General features: G+C 70.8%; 16 protein-coding genes. 13 read left to right on the top strand and 3 right to left on the bottom strand.

The features are described 5' to 3' along the window. Positions 1–35: 35 nt before the first annotated feature. Positions 36–2,519 carry a M14 family metallopeptidase gene (locus QCZ28_RS14915; RefSeq protein WP_279517221.1) on the bottom strand — a complete coding sequence of 828 codons (2,484 nt, stop codon included), beginning with the start codon at positions 2,517–2,519 and terminating at the stop codon, positions 36–38. Between the two features lie 25 nt (positions 2,520–2,544). On the opposite strand from QCZ28_RS14915, the gene QCZ28_RS14910 reads away from it, so the two are divergent. The 7 genes from QCZ28_RS14910 (at position 2,545) to QCZ28_RS14880 (ending at position 10,351) form a co-directional block, all read left to right on the top strand. Beyond that, positions 2,545–2,724 (top strand): hypothetical protein, encoded by a 180-nt coding sequence (locus QCZ28_RS14910; RefSeq protein WP_279517220.1) that lies wholly within the window; start codon positions 2,545–2,547, stop codon positions 2,722–2,724. Between the two features lie 352 nt (positions 2,725–3,076). Next, positions 3,077–3,322: a hypothetical protein gene (locus QCZ28_RS14905; RefSeq protein ID WP_279517219.1), complete on the top strand. Its 246-nt coding sequence runs from the start codon at positions 3,077–3,079 to the stop codon at positions 3,320–3,322. Positions 3,323–3,342: 20 nt separating this feature from the next. Beyond that, the gene (locus QCZ28_RS14900) at positions 3,343–4,089 is read left to right on the top strand and encodes an AfsR/SARP family transcriptional regulator (protein ID WP_279517218.1); all 747 of its coding nucleotides are present in this window, start codon (positions 3,343–3,345) and stop codon (positions 4,087–4,089) included. Between the two features lie 108 nt (positions 4,090–4,197). Further along, entirely contained in the window at positions 4,198–4,413 is a 216-nt protein-coding gene (locus tag QCZ28_RS14895) for a hypothetical protein (RefSeq protein ID WP_279517217.1), read from the top strand. Between the two features lie 90 nt (positions 4,414–4,503). Then, positions 4,504–7,356, top strand: coding sequence for an ABC transporter permease (locus tag QCZ28_RS14890; protein ID WP_279517216.1), 2,853 nt, complete (start codon positions 4,504–4,506; stop codon positions 7,354–7,356). Positions 7,357–7,375: 19 nt separating this feature from the next. After that, positions 7,376–8,092 (top strand): ABC transporter ATP-binding protein, encoded by a 717-nt coding sequence (locus QCZ28_RS14885; protein ID WP_279517215.1) that lies wholly within the window; start codon positions 7,376–7,378, stop codon positions 8,090–8,092. Between the two features lie 105 nt (positions 8,093–8,197). Beyond that, positions 8,198–10,351 (top strand): UvrD-helicase domain-containing protein, encoded by a 2,154-nt coding sequence (locus tag QCZ28_RS14880; RefSeq protein ID WP_279517214.1) that lies wholly within the window; start codon positions 8,198–8,200, stop codon positions 10,349–10,351. On the opposite strand, the gene QCZ28_RS14875 is transcribed toward QCZ28_RS14880, so the two are convergent. Together QCZ28_RS14875 and QCZ28_RS14870 are read right to left on the bottom strand one after the other, a co-directional pair. After that, positions 10,323–10,730: a hypothetical protein gene (locus QCZ28_RS14875; protein ID WP_279517213.1), complete on the bottom strand. Its 408-nt coding sequence runs from the start codon at positions 10,728–10,730 to the stop codon at positions 10,323–10,325. The genes QCZ28_RS14880 and QCZ28_RS14875 overlap by 29 nt on opposite strands. A 14-nt stretch (positions 10,731–10,744) precedes the next feature. Then, the gene (locus tag QCZ28_RS14870) at positions 10,745–11,647 is read right to left on the bottom strand and encodes a ParA family protein (RefSeq protein ID WP_279517212.1); all 903 of its coding nucleotides are present in this window, start codon (positions 11,645–11,647) and stop codon (positions 10,745–10,747) included. 158 nt (positions 11,648–11,805) lie between these two features. Here QCZ28_RS14870 and QCZ28_RS14865 point away from each other — a divergent pair, with 158 nt between their 5' ends. The 6 genes from QCZ28_RS14865 (at position 11,806) to QCZ28_RS14840 (ending at position 18,103) form a co-directional block, all read left to right on the top strand. Then, positions 11,806–12,390 carry a hypothetical protein gene (locus tag QCZ28_RS14865; protein WP_279517211.1) on the top strand — a complete coding sequence of 195 codons (585 nt, stop codon included), beginning with the start codon at positions 11,806–11,808 and terminating at the stop codon, positions 12,388–12,390. A 6-nt stretch (positions 12,391–12,396) separates the two neighbouring features. Continuing rightward, positions 12,397–13,593, top strand: coding sequence for an efflux RND transporter periplasmic adaptor subunit (locus QCZ28_RS14860; RefSeq protein WP_279517210.1), 1,197 nt, complete (start codon positions 12,397–12,399; stop codon positions 13,591–13,593). Beyond that, complete coding sequence (locus QCZ28_RS14855; protein WP_279517209.1) at positions 13,590–14,279, top strand: ABC transporter ATP-binding protein; 690 nt, start codon at positions 13,590–13,592, stop codon at positions 14,277–14,279. Before QCZ28_RS14860 ends, QCZ28_RS14855 begins: the two co-directional genes overlap by 4 nt. After that, positions 14,276–15,505, top strand: a complete 1,230-nt coding sequence (locus QCZ28_RS14850) for an ABC transporter permease (protein ID WP_279517208.1) — start codon at positions 14,276–14,278, stop codon at positions 15,503–15,505. The genes QCZ28_RS14855 and QCZ28_RS14850 overlap by 4 nt, the downstream gene beginning before the upstream one ends. 73 nt (positions 15,506–15,578) lie before the next feature. Then, positions 15,579–16,280, top strand: coding sequence for a response regulator transcription factor (locus QCZ28_RS14845; protein WP_279517207.1), 702 nt, complete (start codon positions 15,579–15,581; stop codon positions 16,278–16,280). Then, a complete protein-coding gene (locus QCZ28_RS14840) occupies positions 16,277–18,103 on the top strand; it encodes a HAMP domain-containing sensor histidine kinase (RefSeq protein ID WP_279517206.1) in 1,827 nt (608 codons plus the stop codon). The genes QCZ28_RS14845 and QCZ28_RS14840 overlap by 4 nt, the downstream gene beginning before the upstream one ends. Positions 18,104–18,112: the final 9 nt, after the last annotated feature.

The following is an 18,112-nucleotide window of genomic DNA, read 5'->3' as shown; positions in this document are numbered from 1 at the left end:
CACCGACCGGCGGGGCAACGATCACGGTACGCGGACTACCTCTTGGTGATCTTGATCGTCGCCGTCCGGTAGTTGTTGCGCCTGTCGTTCTTCGTCGGGTCGTAGTTCTTCTCGATGTTGCCGGCGCTGTCGACCGAGAACCAGCGGAACGTGGTCGTCTCGGTCACGTGGAACACCTGCCCCGGCTCACGGAACTCGGTGGCCGCGTAGCGCGGCGACTGGAGCGTGGGTCGGCTGCCGTCGGTCGTGTAGTAGATGGTGGCCGGCTCGCTCGTCTCGAAGCGTACGTCCACCGGCCCGCGGTAGGTCCCGGCGCCGGGAACGAGCTGCGATGTCGGGTTCTTCCTGTCCCGTCCCCAGTCCGCCGCCACCCGGAACATCTCCATGATCCCGTTGGCGTACTCCATCGTCTCGGCGTGGCCGCTGACCAGCTCGGGGTTGCCCGCCCACTCCGGCTGGAACGAACCGCCCTGCCAGTTACCGGTGGCCGGGTTGTAGACGGAGCCGCCGACCTCCCAGCCGAAGGCGTAGATCCCGTAGGTGTGGTACAGGTCCTCGCGCACGTTGCCGGCGGAGGAGTAGAGGACGTCGGACGAGCCACCGACGTTCTCCGGAGTGACGACGGTCTCCCGGTGCGCCTTGACCTGCGACAGGATCCGGGCCGCCGACTGCCAGTAGAACGCCTCGTCACCCAGCGGCGGACGCGGCGTGGTGATCCGGCCGTCCGCGATGTACGCGCCGGGCTGCCAGAACAACTGGCCGCCGTTGGAGTGCACCGACATCATGAACTTGATGTTCTTGTACTTCTCGACGAGCCAGATGATGTTCTTCGACTCGGGCTCGGACAGCTCCTCGGGGCCCTGGTAGGTGCCGCTGACGCAGTTGGTCGACCCGCCCGCGTACCCGTCGTGACCCGACCCGACCCGGTAGTTGCGGTTCAGGTCGACGCCCCAGGAGTTCCGCTGCCCAGGATCGGCTGTCGCGTCCGGGCAGTGGTTCGTCATGTTCTTCCGCTGCGAGGCGAAGTTGTAGAAGCTGTAGTTCGCCCCGTCGGGGTTGTTGGAGAGGATGAAGAAGACGTCGGTGTTGTCGACGATCTCCTTCGTCTCCCGGTCGGACCGGTAGTTGTGCACCAGACGCTCGGCCGACTCCAGGCTGGTCGTCGCCGGCACCCACTCGCGGGCGTGGTCCTGCGCCTGGATCAGGACACCGGGCTTCTTGCCGTCACGGTGCTTGCCGATCCGCAGGACGGGAATCGTGACCGGCCCCCGGGGCACCTCACCCTCGGGTGCGCCGACGCGCTTCTGGTCGAGGAAGTCGGTCAACGCGACCGGGCCGGCCGTCGGCGCGACGACGCCGGTGCCCGTGTTGGTGCGGTACGGGTGTGCCCGGTCGATGAGGCCCTCAGACCGGGTCCGCAGCGCGTCCGCCACCTGGGTGGCCGTGCTCGCCGGAGCGCCGGAGGCGTCGGTGGCGAGCAGGACGCGGACCGCCGTGCCGGTGACCTCAACGGCGAGCGGCAGGTCCGCCTCCGGCCGGTCCACGAACTCGACGGTGACGTCGTTGCCGCCCTCGTGGCCCCACGCCGCCGAGCTGACCACGACCGCCGACTGCCCCGTACCGCCGATCGTGGCCTGCGCCTTGCGCTGGTAGCCGTTGGTCTGGTTCGGGAGGTAGACGATCTCGGCGATGTCCGGGTACTGGCGGGCGATCTCCTTCGCCCGGCTGTAGAGCTGCTGCGGGTGCTTGTACCCGTCCACGAAGTCCGACTTGTAGGACGGGTCCGCCGTCAGCGGCGGCGGGGCGTCCTCCAACCAGTCGGAGACCTTGCCGGTGGCGACGCCACCGGTCGAGCTCGTGACCCGGATCTGGGTCGGCCGCGCGTCGAGCTTGAACAGGTTCCGGTGGAACATGTACTGCCCGGAGTCCACGAAGCGGCTCATCGTCCGGGCGAAGCCGAACGACGTGCCCCGGCCCGAGTCGTTCTCCAACTGCATCTCGACCACCGGGTCCGCCTGCTGTCCCTCGGTGGTGCGCGCCTCGACGTACAGGAAGCCCTGGCCCTTGGTGGTGAACCAGTCGGCGCGGGCGATCCGCACCGTCGCGTCGTGGCTCGCCGGCTGCGCCGCGCGGGCGGCGGCGTTGCCCTGGAGGCCGCCGTCGGCCTCGTCACTCCAGACGAAGCCCGCGTCGTCGGCGAGGACCTCGACGCCCATCGCCGTCAGTTCGGTGATCTGCTCGGCGGTGACCGCCGCCTCGCCCTCGATGCCGGTCGGCACCCGCTTGAGACCGTGTTCGAGGTCGAAGCCGGCGGCGACGACCTTGTCCAGCATGTCGGCGCCGGCCAGCTTGACGTGTACGCGGCGGACCTGGTCCCGGTTCTCCAGCTGGGATCGTGCGGAGCCGGCCGTGGCGGCCGACTGCGCGGGATCCGCGCCCGCCGGCCCGGTCGACACGAGGACGCCCGCCAACAGTGCGGGCAGCGCCACGAACGCGATGCGCCGTTGTCTGCGTCGCATTGTCCCCTCCTTCTCCTTGCGACAGGTGGATGATGTGCTCGCGACCATCCACAAGGGAGGATGGTTGACGCTCGCGCACCCTGGGTCGGGGCACGGTGACGGTTGGCGTAGCGAGGAGGTCCGGGAGGCCGTGCGCGAGTTGGCTGAGCGTATGCGGATCTTCGACGGCATCGGCTCGGATCAACGTAATTTGAGCATTACTTGAGGCACCGCACGACGTCGCAGCGCGCCCGGGGTGACGAGCTGTCGCGCGCCCTCGCCGACTCCCGTTGACCGGCCGTGGTTGATCCGGCACCGTGCTCAGTCTGTGTGACCTGGGCGGGTCTCAACCCATCTTCACGGTGTACGAGAACGTCCCGTGAAGGCGAGGTTGTGAGCGTGACCTGTCACGCGTACCCGAACAGGACCGACCTGTCGGGGCGGACGGACTGCTGGCCGCGCGTGGTCACACCCTGAGCGAGGTGTTGGGCAGCCGATGAGGCGTTCGGCAGCGCTGATGCGTCGCGCTTTCGGGATCTACATCGGGGCGGCGCCCTGGGCGGCGGCGGTCAGCCGACGTGGAGACCGAGCACAAGATCAACCGGCGGCTGATGACGCTGCGGCGCACACACACCAGCCTGCTCATCTCGCACCGTCTCAACACCGTCCGGGAGGCGGACAGCATCGCTGTCCTCTCCGGCGGCCGCATCTTCGAACAGGGCAGTCACGACGAGCTGATGGCAGCGGGAGGACGCTATGCCGAACTGTTCCTTCTCCAGGCGTCCGGTTACGACGACGCGATCACCACTCGGACCTCGATGTGAACGCTAACACGCTGCTTCGGGTGTCGCTGTTGGGTCCGCTCGAGGCATCCGTGCTGGGGCAACCGATGCCCGTCGGCGGCCTGGGGCGACGGGCGCTGCTGGCGGCGCTCGCCGTCAACCTGGACACGGTGGTCGGCGTCAACCGTCTCGTCGAGGTCATCTGGGACGATCAGCCGCCGATGACGGCGACGACGAAGCTACAGGGGCACATCTCCGCCCTGCGGCAGAGCCTCGTACGCCTCGGCGGCCCGGACGCCGTGCACATCCTGCAGACCCGCCCACCGGGGTACGTGTTGTGCGCGCGGCTCGCGTCGACCGACCTCGCCCGTTTCGACGAGCTGACACGACGTGGCGCTGCCGCACGTCTACCCGACGGTGCCGAAGACCGCGTCGCGGCGCTCTCCGCGGCACTGCGGCTGTGGCGGGGGGACGCCTGCGTCGACGCCCGCGCACCCGGGGTGGCGGTCCTGGCGGCGTCACTGGACGAGCGACGCTGGCGGGCGATGGAGGACCTCGCCGAGGCGCAACTCGTCCTCGGTGACCACAACGCCGTCATCGACGCGATGGAGCCCCTCGTGCGCCGATGGCCGTACCGGGAACGGGCCTGGGAGCATCTCATTGAGGCGCACATGAGACGCGGCGACGTCGCCTCCGCCCTGGCCGCCCACGACCAGCTGTGCGAGATCCTGGCCGGGGACCTCGGGGTGACACCCGGTCGACGCATCGGCCGCCTGGTCAGCATCATCCGCGCCGGCAACCAGCACTGACACCGAGAGCCACGGCGGCACACCGCAGCGTTAGCGAATCGTAAGTGGTCGATGACATCGTGCCCCTGTCGACGAGCCGCCGTATTGGCGGAGAAGAGGAGAGGTCAGATGATCAGCAGGTTGAGCGACAAGCTACTGGCCGCGCTGCTACCGAAGGCCAAGGCGTCCGCGTGCAACATCTGCACCCTTGCCTATACCGGGTGTGGGGGGCCGTTCTGCTATTACTACTACACCAAGTCTGTGGCGGGTCAGGTCCGTTGCTACGCCAACACGGCGAAAAGCTGCGATGCGCCCTACGTCAGCTACAGCCTGGGCTGCTGCTGAACCTCGTCGATCAGCCGCCGCCGGCCTGGCCTCACCGCCCGGCCGGCGGCGGCATGCTGGAGAGCCAACGATGGAGGGCGGGATGCGTCGATGCTGGGGATAGCCGCAGCGCAATGGCGGGTACGGCTGCGTCGGTCGCTGGCCCTGCTGTCGATGATCGCCATCGCGGTGGCGGGATTCACCCTGCTGACCGGAGCGGCGGTCACCGCACGTCTGGACGCCGTGGGCGCCGCGACCGCCAACTACCGCCCCGTCTACGACCTCCTGGTCCGCCCGAAGGACGCGGTGCTGCCGCTGGAGCGGGACCGCAACCTGGTCCAGTCGGGTCAGTTGGCGGGCATGCGCGGCGGTATCACCATGGAGCAGTGGCGTGCGGTCCAGGCTGTGCGCGGGGTGTCGGTAGCCGCGCCGGTCGCGATGATCGGGTACGTGATGCGTACCGTGCCCGTCACGGTCGACCTGTCCGAGCACCTCGACCCGACCGCTGAGCGCCAGGTGCTGCGGGTGCAGCCCACGTGGGTGACGGACGCCGGGCTGAGCCGGATCCCGGACGGGCCGGCGTTCCTCTACGCGACACGCAACCAGGTGGAGGTGACGCCCAACAGCGAGCTGAAGAGCGGCGGGGGTCTGCCACCGCCGGAAGAGGTCGACGCCGACGGCCAGCGGGTGCGGATCTGCCCGCCGGCAGCGGGGACCGACGCGGACGAATGGCTCTCGCCCACGGACCCCCGCGCCCGATCGTCGTTGACCTGCGTCGGCGGCACCGGGTCGACGGATCGCGAGGGAAAGCCGACGCGACCGACCGTCACGCTGGTGTGGACGGTGCCGTTCCTGATGGCCGCGGTCGACCCGGATGCGGAGGCCGCGCTGGCCGGACTGGACCAGGCCGTCACCTCCGGCCGCTACTTCACCCCGGCGGAGGCGCCGACGTCACGGCGACTTGACCAGATGCCGTACCCCTACTCGGTGTTACCGATCCTGATCGCCGACCAACCCCAGGTCGATCGGACCCTCGACGTCACCGTGCAGCGCCTGAACCCGGACGCGACCGAGCTGGTCCGGACGTCCGCCGACGACCAGCGGCTGCGCGCGGCCCTCGGTGACCAGTCGGGTACCCCGATCGGCCAGAAGTCGACGTCGGTGGTGGAGCCGTACCGGGACATGGTCGACCGGATGCTCCGACCGGGGGAACTGGGCGTCGAGTACGACCTGGCCACGACGAACACCATGTGGCTGCACCAGTTCTGGACCGTCGGGCCGGCGAAGATGGTGCCGGACGGGGACGGTCTGCGCGCCCAGCCAGATCCGTACGATCTCAAGATCTGGGGCCAGGGGGCCGACGACGGCGGGTCGTCCCGGCACGTTCCGATGGAATTCGCGGACACCAGCGTGCGCAGCGATGTCGCCGTCCACCGGAACCTGGCCCACGGCTACGAGCCGCAGCCCGGGGACGTGAACATGCCCGATGCGGCGCTCGGCGCGGTGGGCACCTTCGACCCCGCCAGGGTCTCGCTGGGCAGCGCGTTGTCGGCGGTGCCCATGGACACGTACTTCAACCCCGGTGCCGCCGGCGCCGACGCGGCGTCCCGGCAGGCGTTGGGCGGCCGGCACCTGGCCCCGAACGCGAACGTCACGGGACTGCTCAGCCAGCCGCCGCTGATGCTCACCACGATGTCGGCCCTGCCCGCCATCTTCGACCCGGGCGCCTACAGCACCGAACCCAGCTACCCGGAATACCAGCTCAACACGGCCGCCCCGATCAGCGTGGTGCGGGTCCGGCTGGCCGGGGACGTCGGCATCGACCCGGTCTCCCGGGAGCGGGTCCGCGTGATCGCGGAGGAGATCGCGCAGCGCACCGGCCTCCAGGTCGACATCACGCTGGGATCGTCGCCGACCGCCATGACGGTGCACTACCCAGCCGGGAACTACGGCCGGCCCGATCTCGCCGTCGCCGAACCGTGGGTGCAGAAGGGCGTCGCGGCCGTGCTCGTCCGCGCGGCCGACCGCAAGAGCGTACTGCTGTCCGTCCTGGTGCTCGCGGTGTGCGCGCTGGCGGTCCTCAACGCCAACACCGCCGCCATCCGCGCCAGACGCACCGAGTTCGGCATTCTCACCTGCCTCGGTTGGGGCCGAAGACAGCTCCTTCAGTTGATGTTCATCGAGATCGTCGGCATCGGGCTCGCCGCCGGCATCGCGGGCACCGGCATCGCGCTCGGGATCGCGTTCGGTCTCGGGTTGCACATAGCCTGGACGCACACCCTGCTGGCCGTACCCGCGGCGGTGGCCCTCGCCCTGCTCGCCGGTGGCTGGCCGGCCTGGCGGGCCGCCCGACCCGATCCCGGCGAGATCATCCGCCCCGCCGTCCTGGGTCTCGCCGTACGCCGGCAGGCCCCCCGCCGGCTCGCGACCCTCGCCCTGTCCAACCTTGCCCGCACACCCGGCCGGACCGTGCTCGGCGCGCTGAGTCTGATGATCGGGGTGGCCGCGCTGACCATGCTGCTGGCGATCACGTTCGCGTTCCGTGGGGCGCTCACCGGCACCCTGCTCGGTGCTGCCGTCACCCTGCAGGCCCGCACGGTCGATCACATCGCCGTCGCGGTCACCATCGTGCTGGGCATCGTGTCCGTCGCCGACGTGCTCTATCTCAACATCTCCGAGCGCGCCGCCGAATTCGCCCTGTTCGGTGCCGTCGGCTGGACCGACACGATGCTGAACCGGCTGGTCCTCGTCGAGGCGGCCGGCATGGGCGTCATCGGCGGTACGCTCGGTGCCGGCGTCGGCCTGGGGGCGGCAGCTGCCTTCGCCGGAGGCATCACCGCGCCCATCCTCTGGTGTGCCGTGGCAGCGCTGGCCTTCGGCGTCGCCGTCTCCGCCGTGTCGGTGGTGGTGCCGATCGCCGTGCTCCGCCGACTGCCCACCGCCCAACTGCTCGCCGACGGGTGAGCGGCAAAGGAGTAGGTCCATGCAACGGACGTCAGCTGCGGCGTCGACCACCGCCACCACGTCGTTGGTTCGTCTCACCGGTGTGCGGAAGTCCTTCCCGCTGCCCGACGGCGCGCCACTGGTCGCGGTCAACGACGTCAGTCTCTCGATCGCCCCTGGCACCGCTGTCGCGTTGACGGGGCCCAGCGGCTCGGGCAAGTCGACGCTGCTGCACCTGATCGGCGCCATCGAACGCAGCGACGGTGGATCCATCGACGTCGCCGGCCAGGAGGTGACGGGGCTGTCCGGCCGGGCGTTGGCGGCGTACCGGCGGGGGATCGGATTCGTGTTCCAACGGTTCCACCTCCTGCCCACCCTCACCGCCCTGGACAACGTCGTGGCGCCGCTGATTCCGTTCCGAACCGACTTCGACAAGGCCGCCCGCGCCCGGGAGTTGCTGGCGATGGTCGGGCTCGCCGACCGGGCCGCGGCCCTGCCGTCGCGACTCTCCGGGGGCCAGCAACAGCGAATCGCCATCGCCCGCGCACTGATCAACCAACCTGCGCTGCTGCTGGCCGACGAGCCCACCGGCAACCTCGACAGTCAGACCGGCACCGCCATCGTCGACCTGCTGCTGCGGCTGCGCGACGAGCAGGGCACGACGCTGATCATGGCTACCCACGACACGGGCATCGCCGCGCGCTGCGACCGGGCCGTGCAGATGCGGGACGGCCATCTCACCAGCCTGAACTCCTAGGGCGTGGGTAAACTTCCCCGGCCGTCCAGAGTCGACTGACGCCCGCATCCAGCCGGTACGGTGAACCGACCGTCGGTCGGACCGGCCGGCGTGAAGGAGGGCTGCGTGGCGTCCAGGAAAGCCGACATCGCTGCCGAGCAGGCGTACTTCGACGCGGCGGCGGCGCACCGCGACCGGCGACGCGAAGGGCTGCGGCAGCTGCCATCCGCAGCCGCCCACACCGCCGCCGCCACCCACCTGCGGCGGTACGCCGACGCCGCCGAGCGGGCGCTGGGCGCGGCGGACGAGGCGGTGGCGTTCGGCCGGGTCGACACCGAGACGGGCGAGACCCGCTACGTCGGGCGACACCTGATCCGGGACGTCGACGGCGAGGTGCTGGTGGTCAACTGGCACGCGCCGGCCGCCGCCGGCTGGTTCGAGGCCACCGTGGGCAATTCGGCGGGGGTGCACCGCAAACGCGCCTTCACCTGCGCCGGCAACACCATCGAGGACATCACCGACACCATCCTCGCCGAGATCGGCGAGGCGGTGGACGCGCACCTGCTGGCGGAGTTGACCCGCGGGCGCACCGGCACCATGCGGGACATCGTGGCCACCATCCAGGCCGCCCAGTTCGCGCTGATCCGCGCCCCGCGCGACGAGGTGCTGGTGATCGAGGGCGGCCCGGGCACCGGCAAGAGCGCCGTGGCGCTGCACCGGGTCTCCTGGCTGCTCTATCAGCACCGCGACGAGATGGCGCCGCCGGACGTGCTGGTGGTCGGGCCGCACCCGACCTTCGTGCGCTACATCGGCCAGGTGCTGCCGGCCCTCGGCGACGACGGGGTGGAGCTGCGCGACATCAGCCGGCTCGCCCCGGACGCGCCGCGCGGGCGCACCGAACGCGACGCGGTCACCCGGATCAAGGGCGAGGCACGGATGGCCGGCCTGCTGGCCCGCGCGTTGGACGCTCGGATCGGCACCCCGGACCCAGCCGAGCGGCTGCTGGTCGGCGGCCGGTTCGTCACGCTACCCGGCGTCGAGGTCGCCGAGACGCTCGCCACGGTGCGGGCCGCCGCCCTGCCGTACGCGGACCGTCGACGGCTGCTGCGCGACCGGCTCGCAGTCCTGGTCGCCGCCCGCGCCGGCGTGGACCCGACCCGCTCGGACGCGGTCGGGAATCTCACCGACCGGCTCTGGCCACCGCAGACGCCCACCGGTTTCCTGCGCGACCTGCTCGGATCCACGGCGCGGCTGCGGGCCGCCGCGGCGGACGAGTTCACTCCGGCGGAGGTGGCGGCGCTGCACCGACGCGGCGCGGACCGGTTGTCCCGGGAGACCTGGTCGGCGGCGGACCTGCCGCTGCTGGACGAGTTGGCGCACCTGATCGACGGGCCGGGCCGCCGGTACGCGCACGTGGTGGTGGACGAGGCGCAGGACCTGTCCCCGATGCAGTTGCGCGCGGTGGCGCGGCGCAGCGCCAATGGGTCACTGACGGTGGTCGGCGACCTCGCCCAGTCCACCGGCAGCTGGGCGCGTGACTCGTGGGACGAGGTGCTCACCCACCTGCCGTCGACACACCCGGCCCGGATCACCCCGCTGCGGTACGGCTACCGCGTACCCCGGCAGGCGTACGCGACGGCGGCGCCGCTGCTGCCGGTGGCCGCGCCGGGCGTGACGCCGGTGGAAGTGGTCCGGGACGGGCCGGCGGACACCGGCGTGCACCGGGTCGGCCTGGCCGAACTGCCCGGCCGGGCGGTCACCGTGGCGCGGGAGCACGCCGAGGCCGGCCGGTTCGTCGGCATCGTCTGCCCGCCCCGGCAACGGCGAGCGGTCGAGGCGGCGCTCGCCGCCAACGGCATGACCTGGAGCAGCGCCGACCGGGGCGAGTTGGGCGGCGCGGTCAACCTGATCAGCCCGCAGGAGGCCAAGGGCCTGGAGTTCGACGCGGTGGTGGTGGTCGAGCCGGTGGAGATCGTGGCCAGCGACGAGCGCGGTCACCGACTGCTCTACGTGGCGCTGACCCGCACCACCGGGCACCTCGACATCGTCTGCACAGGTGATCCGGTGCCGCTGGACGCGCCGGTGCGGCCCCGGCCGCTGGCGGACGTCGAGCCGGGCGCGACCTTCACCCGGCGGGAGGCGCACCGGCTGGCCGAGCATCTCGCCGGTCAGCTGCGCGGTGCGGCGCCCGAGGCGTACTGGGCCGACGTGCTGGCCGAGCTGCGGGCCACCCTCCTGCCGGAGGGCGCGGTCAGCTCCGGGCGGCCGACGGACGGCTGATGGCGGCCGAGTCGAGCCGCCGGCCCACCGTCCACTGGAGGATGTCCTGCTCGATGTCGGCCTTCTTGGCCTTACTGGGCACCGCGATGCCCAGCTCCTTGGCCAGCGCCCGCAGCTTCGCCACGGTGAGCCGCAGGTCGGCGAGGTAGCGGGCGCCGGCCGCCCGGTCGCCGATCGCCGCGAGGTCGGCGCGGACCCGCTCGGCGTCCACGCCGGAGGTGGTCGCCGCGGCTGCCGCCCGGGGGGCGGGCCGCTTGTCGACCACGGCCAGCTTCGCCGTGCCGTCGGCCAGCGCGGCGAGCTGGTCGGCGGGCAGCGCGCGGACGAACTCCGCCACCCGCAGGAGTACGGCGTGGGCGAGGTCGGCGGGTTCGGACACCGGTGGCTCTCCTTCTAGAGGCGGGTGCGGGCCAGGAACTCGCTGGCCAGCTGCTGGAGCTCGTACTGCACCCGGTCGTTGGCGTTCGGCACCAGCACGGCGGGCAGGTGCCGTTCGCCGGCCGTGCCGAACAGGGTCTTGTTCTCCCGGATGGTCTGCCGGAACACCGGGACCTCCAGGTTGTCGGTGAGCCGCATGTAGTTGCGCGACGCGGTGATCGGCCCACCGGCGGCGTACTGGATCATAGTGAACACCACGCCCAGATACTGCGGGTCGATGGTCGGGCCGGGGGCTGCCACCCGGTTGAAGTCGCGGACCAGCTCGGAGACCTTGCTGCGTAGGTAGTCGATGCCGAGCGTGGAGAGGTAGTCCGGCTTCGCCGGGGTCAGGATGTGTTCGCTGGCCACGATGGCCGTCCGGGTGACCATGGTGAAGTTGGGCGCGCAGTCGATCAGGATGTCGTCGTACCCGGCGAACTCCTCGGTGGCGAGCGCGTCGGCGAGCGCCCGGTGCAGCGGCAGGAAGTGCGGGCTGCCGTGCTGGAACCGGGACCCCCCGAGCGCCGCGGCGAGATCCAGGTCGACGTCGACGAGTTGCAGGTGGGAGGCGATCAGGTCGAGCCGGCCGCCGTCGGGCAGCAGCGCGTTGACCGGCCCCGGGGTGAGCACGTACGGGTGCAGTGCGGCGGTGGGCTCGTCGGCCAGCACCGAGCCGAACCACTGCAGGACGGTCCTCTCGTACGCGAGGTCGGTCTCCCACTCGGCGGCCGGGTAGAACGAGAAGGTGAGGCTGGCCTGCGGGTCGAGGTCGATCAACAGCACCCGGCGGCCCCGGGCGGCGAGCTCGGCACCGAGGTTCATGGTGATCGTGGTCTTACCGACGCCGCCCTTGTAGTTGATGACGGACGTGATGCTCATGCCGGTCCCCGCATCGCGACATGCTCTCAGGAACCGGCTCATCGGTACAGCTGCTCCCGGAACGGCAGTAGCCCGCCCGACCGCCCGCGACATCCGTAGCGCCGAGTGGATCAGCGAACCTAACGAATAGCTGACATGCGACGGCCAAGCTTGCTGGCATGCGAAAAGCGGACATGAAGACGACCGGCCTGGCGGTCCTGCTGCTGTCGCTGACGGCCTGCGGCAGCGACCCGAAAACGCCGGAGCCGCAGGTGGCGGCGATCCCGGGCGCGAGCGTGTCGGCGAGTGTCAGCCCGGCCGGTCCGACCAGCGGCGCCGATCGTCAGCTCCCCCTCGGCGCGTCCAAACAGGAGATCGACCGCCTCTACGACGCCTATTACGCCTGCTGGACCCAGCACGGCGTGCCGTCAGCGCCCGCACAGGGCGGAAGCGGCGGCCCGCTTCTCAGTTACAAGATGGACCAGAAGAAGTATCAGCCAGCCGTGGACGCCTGCGCCGACAAGGAGCCGCTGGGCCCTCCGGAGCTCGACCCTCAGCAGAACCCCCACTTCGCCGACGACCTCCGCGAGCAGTTGCAGTGCGTCCGGAGCCACGGCCTGTCGATGGAGATCCGGCAGGCGGGCTCCGACAACCCCAGCATCTGGGTCGCGCCGGAGACCAAGGCCAACCTCGAAAGGGCGAACAGCGCCGCGGGAATGGAGATCCAGCGTCAGTGCGAGATCTCGGCCTTCACGAAGAAGTAGTCGACCGTGCGGACGAAAACCCTCATCATCATCGCGTGCGTGGCGCTCGCCCTGGGCGGCGTGGTCTACGCCGTCCACACCAACACCGGCGATGACTCTCCGGCCGCCCAGCCGGCCGCGGCGAAGGTGGCCACGGCCGAGGTGGTCCGGACCGACCTCTCCGACTACTGGACCGAGAGCGGCACGGTCGGCTATCGCAAGCAGCGCACCCTGCGGGGCGTCGCGCCCGGGGTGCTGACCTGGCTGCCACGGTCGGGCAGCACCATCGCCCGGGGTGACACCCTGTATCGTCGCGGCGACCGTCCGGTCACTCTCTTCTACGGGTCGTCGCCGATGTTCCGCGACATCGACACGGTCGGCATGGTCGGCCGCGACGTCAAAGTGCTGGCCGACAACCTCCGGGCGCTCGGCTACCAGATCGGGCGCCAGCCGGCACCGGGAACCCGGGTCACCGTTCAGGGCGGACCAGCACCGGCCCAGAGCAGCCAGGCCACGAACGACGAGGCCAGGCCGGAATCGCCGGCGGCAACACCAGGTACGGGCACCTACAAGACCGTCGTGAGCAGCCAGGACGCCGTCTTCACCCGATCACTCAAGGATGCCGTGCAACGCTGGCAGGCCGCCAAGGAGATACGTCCGGCCACCGGCACCGTGGCACTCGGCGACATCGTGGTGTTGTCCGGTGCGGTGCGGGTGGGCGCGGCTTCGGCGCAACTCGGCGACGACGCCGCCGGCAACCTGATGGCGATCAGCGATCAGGCCAAGGTGGTGTCCGTCGAGATCGACGCGAGCCGGGCCAACGACATCCGTAGCGGGCAGAAGGTGCAGATCACCTTGCCGGACAGCGCCGAAACCAGCGGCACAGTCAGCTCGGTGAGCAGCAACATCCAGGCCGGCCCGTCGGACGGCGGCGACCCCGGCCCGGAGGGCCCGAAGGTGCAGGTCGTCATCACGGTGGACAAAGCCCCGGCGATCCAGAACATCAGCTCGGCATCCGTCGAAGTCCGGTTCACCGGCACCACCGAACGCGACGTACTCGCCGTCCCGGTGGGCGCACTGCTCGCGCTCAGCAGCGGTGGCTACGGCGTACAGATCGCCGACGGCGCGCTGACCGCGGTGAAGGTGGGCCTGTTCGCCGACGGCATGGTGCAGATCACCGGTACGGGAATCACCGCCGGCACCCGGGTGGTGACGACGTCGTGACCGCGGTACTGGAGATCTGTGGTGCCAGCCGGCGCTACGGCGAGGACGTGACGGCGCTGCGCGACGTCTCGTTGCGAATCGACGCGGGCGAGTTCGTCGCCATCCTGGGACCATCCGGATCGGGAAAGTCCACCCTGCTCAACATCATGGGCACGCTGGACCGGCCTACCGAGGGCCGGGTGCGGATCGGCGGGCGTGACGTCACCACGATGTCCGACCGGCAACTGTCCAGCCTGCGCGGCCGCTGGCTGGGCTTCGTGTTCCAGCAGTTCCACCTCACCGACGGGCTGACCGCGACCGAGAACGTCGCGACCGGCCTGCTCTACGCAGGCGTGCACCGCCGTCACCGCCGGGCGCTGGCCCTGGCGGCACTGGAGCGGGTCGGCCTGGCCCACCGCGCCGGCCACCACCCGCAGGCGCTCTCGGGCGGCGAACGCCAACGGGTGGCGATCGCCCGGGCGCTGGTCAATCAGCCCGCGCTGGTGTTGGCCGACGAGCCGACCGGGGCGCTCGACGTGGCCACCGGCTCGGCCGTGCTCGACCTGCTCACCGAGCTGAACCAGGGTGGGACCACGATCGCGCTGATCACCCACGACCATGAGGTGGCCGCCCGGGTGCCCCGACAGATCCGCATCCTGGATGGCCGCCTGGTGTCCGACTCCGCGTCCAGGGGTGAGCCGGCATGAGGGCTACCCGTCAAGCGGCGAGCGTGGACCGGGATGCCGCGCCGGTCCGTCTGGCCCCAGCCGACCTGGTCGGCCTGGGCCTGCTCGGCATCCGCACGCGCAAGGCGCGAGCCGCCCTGTCGGCGCTCGGCATCGCGATCGGCATCGCCACCCTGGTCCTGGTCACCGGGATACCCGCGTCGAGCCAGCGGGCGCTCGATGAGAAACTGGCCGCCCTGGGCACCAACCGACTGCAGGTCACGCCGGCGCCCAACCGCGAACCACCGGTCAAGCTCCCCGTCGAGTCGGTGGACATGGTGTCCCGGATCGCGCCGGTCACGGTGGCGAGCGCGACCGCCGACTTCGGGCTCAACGTCGCCCGCTCCGACCGGGCCGGTGCCGGCGACTACAACGCCATCGCGGTTGTCGCCACCAGGTCGAACCTGCTCGCGGCGATCGCCGGCCGGGTACGCGCCGGCCGTTTCCTGGACCCCGCGATGGCGCGCCTGCCGACCGTGGTCCTCGGCTCGGTCGCCGCCCAGCGGCTCGGCTTCGCCACCGTCGACCTCTCTCAGCCCGTCCAGGTCCACCTTGGCGGGAAGCGGTTCAGCGTGATCGGCATCCTCGACCCGGTGGCACTCGCACCGGAGATCGACCGCTCGGCGATGATCGGCTGGGAGGCCGCCGACCGTTGGCTGCGTTTCGACGGACACCCGACCCGGATCTATGTGCAGACCACCGACGCCCAGGTGATGGCGGTGCGCTCGGTCCTGGCCGCCACGGCCAACCCGGAGCATCCGAGCGACGTACTTGTCAGTCGTCCCTCGGACGGGCTCGCCGCAAAGCAGGCGGTGCAACAGACCTTCAGCTCGCTGCTGCTCGGGCTGGCCGGGATCGCGTTGCTCGTCGGCGGCATCGGGGTGGCCAACACGATGTACATCTCCGTGCTGGAGCGACGCCGCGAGATCGGGCTGCGCCGAGCCCTGGGCGCGAATCGGGGCCAGGTGCGCATCCAGTTCGTGACCGAGTCGATCGTGCTGTCGACGCTCGGCGGAGCAGCCGGGGTGGTGACCGGCGCGGTGGCCGTCGCCGGCTACGCCACCCTCCAACACTGGCCGGTGACCATCCCCGAGGCGGCGGCCGTCGCCGGGATGGGAGGTGCGCTGGTCATCGGGGTGTTGGCTGGGGTCTATCCGGCGATGCGGGCGGCCTCGCTCGACCCCACCGAGTCACTGTCCAGCGTCTGAGCTGCCGTTAGGAATCTGTCAGGTCGGGCCGGAAAATGGTTCGGTGCCGCGGCGGCGGCCTACCATCGCCGGCATGTGTGCGATGGTCCTGGTCGCCGACGACGATCTGCGGCACGCGGAGGGGATCCGCCGCTACCTCGTGGCCGCGGGCCACGAGACGATCGTGGTGCACGACGGGCGGGCGGCGCTGGACGCCGCCCGCCGCGACCGGCCCGACCTGCTGATCCTGGACGTGATGATGCCGGGAATGGACGGCTTACAGGTATGCCGCACCCTACGGCAGGAGTCGGAGGTACTGGTGCTCATGCTCACCGCGCGCAGCGCCGAGAGTGATCTGCTGCTCGGACTGGAACTCGGCGCCGACGACTACCTGACCAAGCCGTTCAGCCCGCGGGAACTGGTGGCCCGCACCCGTACCCTGCTGCGCCGCGCGGCCCGGGGAGCGCCCGCCCCGGCCGGCCGGGGCATCCGGCAGATGGGTCGGCTCAGCGTCGATCCGGTCGGGCATCAGGTGACGGTCGACGGCGAGCGGATCGAGTGCACCCGTGGCGAGTTCGCCATCCTGGTCGCCATGTCCGAGCAACCGGACAGGGTCTTCACCCGAGCACAGCTACTGCACCACACTCGTGGCATCGACCGCAGCTCCACCGAGCGCACCATCGACGTCCACGTGATGAACCTGCGCCGCAAGATCGAATCCGACCCGAGGCGTCCCGAGCAGTTGCTCACCGTGCACGGTGTGGGCTACAAGCTGGCTCTGGGCACGACACCGTGAGCAAAGGCCAGGTACCGCTGCGGCACAGCCTGGTGACCCGGCTGCTGGTCTCCTCCGTGGCGATCGCGCTCGCCGCGATCTCGGCCACCGCCTGGCTGGCCGCGACAACCACCACCCGCGCGATCACCGACGAGCAGGGCGGCGCGGTCGCCGACCAACGGGCCGTCTACGAGGAGCTGGTCGGTTACGCGGCCACTCACCACGACTGGTCCGGGGGCGCCGCCCTGGTTCACTCCCGCGCCGCCGAACTGGGCCGCCGCATCACACTGACCACCGACGATCACCAGATCATCCTCGACTCGCAGGACGGACCGGCGCTGCGGAACACCCTTCCGTCGGCCGTGGTGGACCCGCTCAACGTCGACCTGGGCCTGACCGGCGGCACCGAGCACATCGATGAGCGGGCCGTCGGGCCCTACACCGTGCCGACCGAAGACCGGTACGTGCTGAATGAAGTGGCCGAGAACACGCTCACCTGCTTCAACAAGATGGGCTACGACGGCACCGTCGAGGTCGCGAAGACCGGCCGCCCGAGCGTCGTCCTCACCACCGTCCGAGCCGAGGCCGAACGGCCACTGACCCGCTCCGCGACCGAGAGCTGCGGATTCGAGCTCGACAGCCTGGTCAGTCCAGCCGAGAAGAAGGCACTCCAGACACTGACCACCCTGGCCGCCCGCTGCCTCAGCCTGGGTGACCGCGCCGCCTCCCAGCTGCGCATCACGCCGACCTTCGAGGCATATCTCGGCGAGTCTGCGGTGGTCCGGACCGCGCACGAGAAGATCGAGGTGAAGCCGCCGTCGCTACTCAAACCGGCCGGGCCGGCCGGCGTCGTGCAGGGCTGCATCGAATCCGGGCGCAGGACACAACTTCGACCGTACGTGGCACCCCGCGCGCTGCTGTTCGTCACCGCGCCCGGCACGGGTCGCACCACGCTGAGCCTGTCCGGCGGCAGCATCGGACGAATTGTGGCGGTCACCGGCGCGGTCCTGCTCGCCACCGTCGCGGCGACAGTGCTGATCGGCCGACGCCTGGTACGGCCCTTGCGCAACCTCGCCGACGCGGCCGAACTGCGCATGCCCGCCCCGGTGTCCACCCGCGACGAGATTGGCCGATTGGCGCGCGCCCTGAACGACTCCGCGGAGCGCCGGGAACGGGCCGAGGCGCAACGCCGCACCATGGTCAACGACGTCGCTCACGAACTGCGTACCCCGCTCAGCAACATCCGGACCTGGCTGGAGGCGGCCCAGGACGACCTGGCCCCGACCGACGCCCAACTGCTGGCGATGCTGCACGAGGAGGCACTCCTGCTCCAGCACATCATCGACGACCTCAGCGACCTGGCGGCCGCCGACGCGGGCACGCTGCGGATCGACCCGGAGCCGACCTGTTTGCGGGACGTGCTCACGCACGTGGTCGACAGCCACCGGGGCGGTGCGCTCGCGGCCGGGGTGCGCCTGGAGCTCACCGTTGCGGGAGATCCGGTGGTGCAAGCCGATCAGGTGCGCCTACGACAAGTCGTCGGCAATCTGATTTCGAACGCCATCCGTTACACCTCACCGGGCGGCTCGGTCACGGTCGGGGCGACCGGCACCACCATTTCCGTCCGGGACACCGGCAGCGGCATCAACCCGGCCGACCTGCCGAAGATCTTCGACCGTTTTTGGCGGGCCGACGAGTCGCGCAGCCGGGTGACGGGCGGCAGCGGGCTCGGCCTGGCGATCGCACGTCATCTGACCGAGGCACACGGCGGCACGATCGGGGTGGAGAGCGAGCCGGGCCGGGGCACGCTCTTCACCATCCGACTGCCAGGCCTCGGCGGCTGAAAAGGAAGC

Origin of the sequence: Micromonospora sp. DH14 (genome assembly GCF_029809455.1) — a bacterium.
GTDB classification, from domain to species: domain Bacteria; phylum Actinomycetota; class Actinomycetes; order Mycobacteriales; family Micromonosporaceae; genus Micromonospora; species Micromonospora parva.
Note: the sequence above shows the minus strand (reverse complement) of the source record. Positions and strands in the feature narration are given on the sequence as shown.